Genomic DNA, 8,097 nt, shown 5'->3' on the forward strand with positions numbered 1-8,097 from the left:
CCGCGGGCCGGGACAGGTGTACACCCCCCACCCGGGGGCGGGGGGCACGGGTCATGAGGGGACGGGGAGGGGTCTTCCGTTGCCTGCTGGTCGCGTGGCTGCTGGCTGTGGAGCTGGCGGGCCTGCCGGTGGCCGCGGCGACGGAGTGGGAGGCGGTCGCGAATCTGCCGTCGCCTGGGCGCCGGTATCTGGCTGCGGTGAGCGATAGCGACGGCCGGATCTACGCCATCGGGGGTTATGCGAGTTCCAACCTCGATACGGTCCAGCGTTATGATCCGGAGACAAATTCCTGGGGCACGATTGCCTCGTTGAACGTTGCCCGGCGCAGCCCAGTCGCGGCGCGGGGTGGGGACGAGCGAATCTATGTTATTGGAGGCTACTCCTCGACGGAGCTCGATTCGGTCGAGGTCTACGATCCGTCAGAGAACACCTGGACCCTGCTGACGGCAACGATGTCCACCGCGCGGGCGAATGCGGCCGTGGCGACCGGGAAGGACGGGCGGATCTATGTATTCGGAGGGCGGAACGCTGGGACTCCCCTTGCCACCGCCGAGGTGTTCGATCCGGTCGATCGAACCTGGGAGTCCATCGAGCCGATGCCGCGAGCCCGCTGGGGTGCGGCGGCCGCGACGGCGGCGGATGGGCGGATCTACGTGATCGGCGGGGCGGATGCCTCCAACAAGCCGATCGCGTTTGTTGATATCTACGACCCGGCCACTGGTGAGTGGGAACCAGAGGGGCCTTCACTTCCCAGCGGGCGGCGGGAGATGGGTGCGGTCACCGGGGCCGACGGACGGATCTACGTCATCGGCGGCTATGACGTGAATGCGACCAACTCCGTCCTGTCGCTGGATCCTCGCGATGGCATCTGGGAGGCCGGTGCGCCACTCAAACAAGCCCGCTACGCGATGGGGGTGACCATCACTCCGGCGGGGGTCATCTACGCCGTGGGTGGGTACAACACGAGCACGGTCTCTTCCACCGAGCGTTTCGTCACCATCGCGGTGGATGATCTCGCGCCACCGGTCACAACGGTCGACCTGGACGGCCCGGACGGAACCAATGGCTGGTTCACCGGACCGGTGACCGTCACACTCAGCGCCCGTGACGAGCAGTCCGAGGTGCAGGGAATTCACTACCGGATCGATGGTGGCGAATGGCAGGACTACGTTGCGCCTGTCGTCATCGAGGACGACGGTGTCCACGCGCTGGAATTCTTCGCCACGGACACTGCCGGCAACGCCGAGGAGGCTCACAGCCTTTCGCTGCGGATTGACGCTACGCCGCCCCGGATCGGCGGCGCGCCTGATCGCCTACCGGATGCGGACGGGTGGTATCGGGAGCCCGTCGAGATCCACTTCACGTGCGACGACGACACCTCGGGCGTTGACGAGGGCGCCTGTCCGGCACCGGTCACGCTTTCGCAGGAGGGGCGCGACCAGTCTGCCAAGGGATCGGTGGTCGACCGGGCCGGGAACCGGGCCGAGGTGACGGTCGACGGGATCAACATCGACCGCACACCGCCGTCGATCGCGGCCTCGCTGCACGGGCCGGATGGGGAGCCGGTCGAGCCGAACGCGGCGGGGTGGTTCTCACAGCCGGTCACCGTGGTGTTCACCTGCGCCGATGCGCTATCGGGCGCGCACGAGTGTCCCGATCCGGAGGTGCTCGCCGACGGCGCCGGGCAACGGGTGGAAGGAGTGGCGACCGACGTCGCGGGGAACACGGCCCGTACGGTGGTGGAGGGCATCAACGTCGACACCGTGCCGCCGACCGTCACGGTCGCCTACCAGGATTCGGACGGCCGGCCGGTTGCGGCGACGAACGGCTGGTACCCCGGCCCGCTCCGTATCGTCTTCACCTGTTCCGACGATGGCTCCGGCGTCCGCGTCTGCCCCGCGGATCGCACGCTCGGCGCCGGGGCGGGGCAGAGCGTGCACGACGTCGTGGAAGACCACGCCGGGAATCAGACGCCGGTCGAGATCAGCGGTATCAACGTGGCCGGGCCAGCGCCGAGCATCACCTACGCGCTGGTCGATGCCGCCGGTGAGCCGATTCCGGAGAGCCCGTCCGGCTGGTACGACCGGCCCGTCACCGTCACGTTCACGTGCAGCGGCGGGACGGGGGTGCTCGTGACCTGCGGGCCGGACGTGACCCTCGGCGAGGGGGCGGGCCAGATCGTGACCGGAGAGGCCGTCGACGAGGCCGGGAAGCGCGCTGAGGTCACGGTCGGGCCGATCAATGTCGACCTCACCCCGCCCTCGATCGACTGCACGGTGCCGGATCAGGGGTGGTCGGGCGACAACCGCACGGTGGTCTGCACGGCGCGCGACGATGGCGCGGGGCTGGCCGACCCGGAGGACGCGAGCTTTACCCTCCGGACGGATGTGCCGGCCGGCGAGGAGCGCGCGGCCGCTCCCACTGAGTCCCACCAGGTCTGCGACCGCGTCGGCCACTGTACGCAGGCCGGGCCGTACACATTCGGTGTGGATCGGAAGGCACCGGAGATCGCGGCGACCGTCTCCGTGGGAGGTGTGCCCTACACGCCGGGCAGGTGGGTGAACCAACCGGTGACGGTCACGTTCACCTGTGTCGATGAGGGCGCCGGGCTCGCGCCCGGGAGCCCGCCCGCGCCGGTGACGCTCGTGGACGACGGCGCCGGGCAGGCGGTGACCGGCACCTGCGTCGATCGGGTGGGGAACACAGCAAGCCGGGTCGTCGACGAGATCAATATCGACCGGACGGCGCCGGTGACGACCGCGGCGGTCGCCGGGCCGCTGGGCGACGCGGGCTGGTACCGGGGGACCGTCACCGTAACCCTGACCGCGACCGACGGCGGATCGGGGACGGCAGACATCCGGTATCAGATCGACGGCGGCACGCCGGAGCGCTATCAAGAGCCGTTGGCGATCGACACGGAGGGTACCACTCGGCTCACCGTCTGGAGCAGCGATGTCGCCGGGAACGTCGAGGCGGCGCGGATGATTGAGGTGCGAATCGACCCGTCCCCGCCGGTCGTCTCCTGCGAGGAACCGGATAGCTGGCATGAGGGGGCGACCGTCGCCTGCACGGCCGTCGACCCGGTCTCCGGGCTGCGCGACCCGGGCGATGCGCACTTCACGCTGACACCGATCCCGCACGGCTTGCAGGTGGCAAGCATCGCCGGAGACGGGACGCGCACGGTCTGCGATGTGGCGGGGAACTGCACCGTCGCCGGGCCGGTCAGCCTCCCGGTCGACACGGCGGCGCCGGAGATCCACATCGTCCACCCGGCGGGGACGTACCTGCTCAACCAGGAGGTCGCGGCCGAGTACGCCTGCTCCGACGGTGGTTCGGGCGTCGTGACCTGCGATGGGCCGGTGCCGTCCGGCGCTCTGATCGACACGAGCCGGGTGGGCAACCACGCCTTCCAGGTGGACGCGCGCGACGTCGCGGGCAACACCGCCAGCAAGACTGTCACGTATCAGGTCCGCTACGGGGTCGAGCAGATCGGTCCGCTTGGGCTGGGGCCGTGGGTCTGGGTGCGGCTGCGGCTCGTGGATGCCGAAGGGGTGAACCACTCCGCCGCGGCGCATCGCCTGCGCGCCGCCGGACTGACCACGGAGGACGGCGCAGCGCACCCATGGCCGCTGGCGCGGATCGTCTACGTCGGCCTGTCGCCGCAGGGCGGGGAGTATCTGGCCATGGTGAGCACCTGGGGCCTGCCGTCCGGCACGCACACGCTCTGGTTCACGGTCGACGACGATCCGGCACCCTACTCCGTCGCGCTCCGCACGGGCCGGCTGGGGTGGATCTGGCCCTGGGGCCGGTGGTGATCCCGCGCCCCGCCGCTCAGGATGACGGCAATGCCTCGTCGAACATGCGGCGGTAGAGGTCGAGGCATTCCTCGCCCCGGCACGGCGCGGGCGTCATGCCGCTCACCCGGTGGTGGCGTTCGACGTCGAGGTCGATCTCCGGCAGGCCGAGCCCGCTGTACTGCTTGCCCGACGGCAGGACGAAGGTCGGGCTGCCGGGGACGCGCAGCCGTTCCCAGCCCTCGCGCGCCTCTTCGATCACCTGCGCCTTGCCGACGCCCGCATCGAAGTCGGCTACGAAGCGATCCAGGTCGAGCCCGGCCTGCTCGGCCAGGTCGATCAGCACGTGGCGCATCGAGACGCAGGCGCTGTCGCGGAAGAAGGCGACGCGGATGGCCCAGGCCAGATCGTCGGCCTTGTCCAGGCCCTGCCGCTCGGCGCACTTGACGGCCTCGAAGGCCGGCCAGAAGGTGACGGGCCACTCGCTGGCCGGCCGGTGCCACGGCTGGTAGGGCAGGTCAGGCTCCTCGAGCGCCAGCAGCGGCAACTCGTTGTCGAGCACCTTCTTGGGCGTCGGCTCGCGGTTGACGTACTCCAGCGCCAGGCTCTTGTGCACGATGGCGATGCGCCCGCGGTACTCGTCGCGCAGCCGGCGCAGCCGGAACGCGGTGACGAAGGCGAAGGGGCAGGAGAGATCAGCATAGAGCGCGATCTGAACCGGCTCGGCCATGGTGGGCACACCTCCTCCCAGGAAACCGGCCGGGTCAGTGTTTCTGCCCGGCCGAGCGGGCGCCGCGGATCGCCGCTCCAAGGTGGGCGCGGCTGATGAAGATCGCGATAGCCCCGGCCACGAGGTAGACGATTGACATCTCGACCCGGATGTCGGCGAAGATGAACTGGGCCGCGAACATCCCGAAGAGGAGTCCGGCACCGACCAGCGACAGCCGAAGGTCCAGCAACAGTAAGACGGCGAAGAGGGACTGCGCGGCCGTGAGCAGGATCTCGTCCTGCTGGCGCCCGTCGAGCGGCAGCGCGCCCGGGTGCCCCAGGCCGACCGAGTAGATCAGCGGCAGCATGGCAACCAGCAGCGTCCACTGGTTGACCTTCGACGAGACAAGCGCCCCCAGTGCGGCACCGGCCGCGCCGCGCCAGGCGAAGATACTCACCACCACGAACTCCGGTGCCTCGGAGGCCAGCGGCGCCAGCCACTGCACCAGGAGGAACTCGTCGACACCGAACAGCGTACCGGTCTCGATCAGCGCGTGCGCGAACGGCTCGGCCACCAGGAGGATCGCCACCGCCGCGAGCACCCCCAGCCCCGCGACGACCAACCGGCGTGTGCGAGCCGGGAGCGTGCCGATGGTCGCCGCCGGCCCGACCAGGTGCGGCTCCTCGGCCGGCATCCGCGCCAGCCGAACCACATACACGACGAAGATCGTGACCAGGACGGCACAGTCGAAGAGGGACAGCGTCCCCTTGATCGGGAGGACGAAGGCGTAGATCGTCGCCAGCAGCAGCGCAATCAGCTCTAGCCCGTGCGACGGCTCAAGCGACACCTTGGTCTTCCGTGTCCGGAGCCAGACGAGCACGACGACCAGGGGCCAGGCAACGCCGATGAGGAGCCGGTTGGCACCGGTCATGTTCGCGATCGCGTAGTGGGAGTACGCGGGATCCTTCGCCGCCAGCCAGGCGAAGGTGGCGTCAACGATGTACTCGGGCAAGATCGCGATCAGGGCAAGCAGCGCCAGCGCCAGCCCCTGCGAGACGTCGAGCTGAATCACCTCGGCAGCCCAGGAGAGCAGGAACGCGGCTCCGATGATGGCGATACCAAGCAGGAGTGCCGCAACCGGCGCCGAGACGTGGTAGAACCCCAGCTCCAGCGCGATGCCCGGCACCAGGGCGAGGATGGCGAGGATGAGCGGATACCATCTCTGCATGCGAGGCGTTCCCTCCTGGAGTGCTCTCGGCCGCCCGCGCGGCGCGCACACAGAGCCAGCCTACACGTCGCACGCTGCGTGCAACAACGGCTTTTTCGGCGCTCCCCGCGTTGCGGCGGGCGACCCGCTCAACCCCTCGCTTCGTCCTCGCACGGCACGTTGCTGTAGCCGGAGCGGAACGGCGTGACCGACGCGGCCTCTGGGTCGAAGCGGTGGCGCACGACGCAGCCGGCGTCGTTGCCCAGCAGGTGGATCGAGATCGACGCCTCGCTCGATGTGGTCGTCACGCTGTGGATATCGTCGGTCGGGGGCAGCAGCGTGTAGAACTCACCCGCCCGCACCGTTCGCTCCTCGATCAGCTCCAGCTTCGCCTCCCCCGCGTCGTAGTTGGTGGCGATGGGGGCATAGACCCGCTCGAGTTGCTCGCCGCGGTAGAGCCCGACCAGCCCCCACGCCAGGTGGTCGTGCACTGGCGTCGTCGACCCGGCCGGGACCACAAGAGAGAAGAGGGTCAGCGAGCGATCGGCCGAGCGGTAGAGCAGGTACTGGCCGATCCCACCTCCCATGCCGCTCGCCTCGTACGGCCGGGCGAACTCGTCCGGCAGCCAGCCGTCGGCCTGGAGCAGGCGGCTGAATGCCGGGCGCAGCCGCTCAACGAGCAGCGCCGGGTCCGGCTCGGCGGCTCGGGCTGCCTGGACCGCGGCGATGAACTCGCGCACGACGGGAGAGTCAACGTAGTACTCGTCGGCAGTAGGCTCGAGTGGGGTCATGGCTCCTCCCAGGCTGAGTTATGGCGGGGTCTCACAGGCACACCCCAGGCTGACAGCGTACGCCATGGCGCGCCCTCGGGCAACGGCCTGCGCCGCGCGCAGAGGAGCGCCGGCATCTTGCCGGCGCTCCTGACATTACCGGTCTGTTCGCAGACGCCTCGGCTCCGGTGTCGCCCCTAGATGCGGACGGCCGTCCCCGATGCGGTGACCATCAGCATCGACCCGGAGCCCCCCTGGATCGTCTCGTAGTCGACATCGACTGCGATGACGGCGTTCGCGCCGCGCTCGCGCGCTTCCTGGGCCATCTCCTCCATCGCGATCTGCCGCGCCCGCCGCAGCTCCTCTTCATAGGCGCCGGAGCGCCCACCGACGATGTCGCGGATGCTCGCGAACAGGTCGCGGAACAGATTGGCGCCCAGGATCGCCTCGCCATGGACAATGCCGAGGTACTCGCGGACGGGCTGCCCCTCGATGGTCGTGGTTGTCGTCAGAATCACCCTTCCCTACTCCTACTCGATGCGACGGTTCCGGTTACAGGGTGCATCTGTACGCGCCCCGCACGTCGATGCTACACCAGCCGGCCCGGTCGCGATGCAGTGTGCCGAGCGCACCGCTTCCTTAATTCATGATTCATGACGAATTGCTGTGATACATCCGCCAGCCGGCCGGTGACTGTCATCCTTCGCTGCGTGGCCGATCCGACGCGAGATCCTTCGCGCCACTCAGGATGACGGCAGCGCGAGAGCGGGTGGCGGAGCGAAGGACGACAACGACCGGGCCACGGCCCCACTTCACCACCACACACCGTCAAGCTTCATCGAAATCGAAGGACTTGCCCACGAGCGGGCGCACTCATGCACCGCCCGCGTGAGTACCCTCGGGGCGGTATGCTTCGGTAGACGCGCACCGCGGGCTGGGCGACAATAGGCAGGCGGTCAGTGAACGCGGTCACGACGAAAGGGATAGTGTGGCATGAACCAGACTGGCGCGGCGCAGGAGACCTGGAATACCGCCGACCTCGTCCGCAAGGACAAGGCGCACATGCTCCATCCGGTGTCCAACCTGCGCCAGCTTCAAGAGTACGGACCCCTGGTCATGGCCCGCGGCGAGGGGGTCTACCTCTGGGATACCGACGGCAAGCGTTACATCGACGCCTTCGCCGGGCTCTGGAACGTCAACGTCGGTCACGGCCGCCGCGAGCTTGCCGATGCGATGCGGGAGCAGGGAGAGCGCCTCGCCTTCAGCCCCACCTTCTTCGGCCTCGCCACCCCGCCGACGATCGAGCTGGCGGCCAAGCTCGCCAGCCTCTTCCCCGGCGACCTGAACTACTTCAACTTCACCTCGGGCGGGGCTGAATCGAACGAGACGGCCATCAAGATCGCGCGCTACTACTGGTCGCTGCGCGGCAAGCCGAGCAAGGTGAAGATCCTCTCCCGCATGATGGCCTACCACGGCATCGCCATGGGCGCGCTGTCGGCCACCGGCATTCCGGCTTACTGGGAGGACTTTGGCCCCCGCCCCGCCGGGTTTATCCATCTCACCCCGCCCTACTACTACCGGCACGGTGAGGGCATGACCGAGGACGAGTTCGTCGAC

6 protein-coding genes are annotated in these 8,097 nt (G+C 69.0%); 2 read left to right on the top strand and 4 right to left on the bottom strand.

The window, feature by feature from the left end:
* Window positions 1–53: 53 nt before the first annotated feature.
* Entirely contained in the window at window positions 54–3,815 is a 3,762-nt protein-coding gene (locus IRZ30_RS13545) for a kelch repeat-containing protein (protein ID WP_294085965.1), read from the top strand.
* A gap of 16 nt (window positions 3,816–3,831) precedes the next feature.
* Here IRZ30_RS13545 and IRZ30_RS13550 read toward each other — a convergent pair whose 3' ends face one another.
* The 4 genes from IRZ30_RS13550 to IRZ30_RS13565 all read right to left on the bottom strand — a co-directional run bounded on the left by IRZ30_RS13550 (window position 3,832) and on the right by IRZ30_RS13565 (window position 6,998).
* Entirely contained in the window at window positions 3,832–4,524 is a 693-nt protein-coding gene (locus tag IRZ30_RS13550; protein WP_294085966.1) for a DsbA family protein, read from the bottom strand.
* Between the two features lie 34 nt (window positions 4,525–4,558).
* Entirely contained in the window at window positions 4,559–5,731 is a 1,173-nt protein-coding gene (locus tag IRZ30_RS13555) for a sodium:calcium antiporter (RefSeq protein WP_294085967.1), read from the bottom strand.
* 128 nt (window positions 5,732–5,859) lie between these two features.
* Complete coding sequence (locus IRZ30_RS13560; RefSeq protein WP_294085968.1) at window positions 5,860–6,501, bottom strand: hypothetical protein; 642 nt, start codon at window positions 6,499–6,501, stop codon at window positions 5,860–5,862.
* Window positions 6,502–6,677: 176 nt separating this feature from the next.
* The gene (locus tag IRZ30_RS13565) at window positions 6,678–6,998 is read right to left on the bottom strand and encodes a heavy metal-binding domain-containing protein (RefSeq protein WP_294085969.1); all 321 of its coding nucleotides are present in this window, start codon (window positions 6,996–6,998) and stop codon (window positions 6,678–6,680) included.
* Between the two features lie 475 nt (window positions 6,999–7,473).
* On the opposite strand from IRZ30_RS13565, the gene IRZ30_RS13570 reads away from it, so the two are divergent.
* Window positions 7,474–8,097 (top strand): aminotransferase class III-fold pyridoxal phosphate-dependent enzyme (locus IRZ30_RS13570; protein ID WP_294085970.1); only part of this gene is annotated, 624 nt, incomplete at its 3' end.

This window comes from Sphaerobacter sp. (assembly GCF_019683595.1).
Classification (GTDB): Bacteria; Chloroflexota; Chloroflexia; order Thermomicrobiales; family Thermomicrobiaceae; genus Sphaerobacter.

Bases quoted from the DNA above. Each gene is read 5' to 3' on its own strand.
- IRZ30_RS13545 (WP_294085965.1), top strand. From the start codon at position 54: ATGAGGGGACGGGGAGGGGTCTTCCGTTGCCTGCTGGTCGCGTGGCTG.
- IRZ30_RS13550 (WP_294085966.1), bottom strand. From the start codon at position 4,524: ATGGCCGAGCCGGTTCAGATCGCGCTCTATGCTGATCTCTCCTGCCCC.
- IRZ30_RS13555 (WP_294085967.1), bottom strand. From the start codon at position 5,731: ATGCAGAGATGGTATCCGCTCATCCTCGCCATCCTCGCCCTGGTGCCG.
- IRZ30_RS13560 (WP_294085968.1), bottom strand. From the start codon at position 6,501: ATGACCCCACTCGAGCCTACTGCCGACGAGTACTACGTTGACTCTCCC.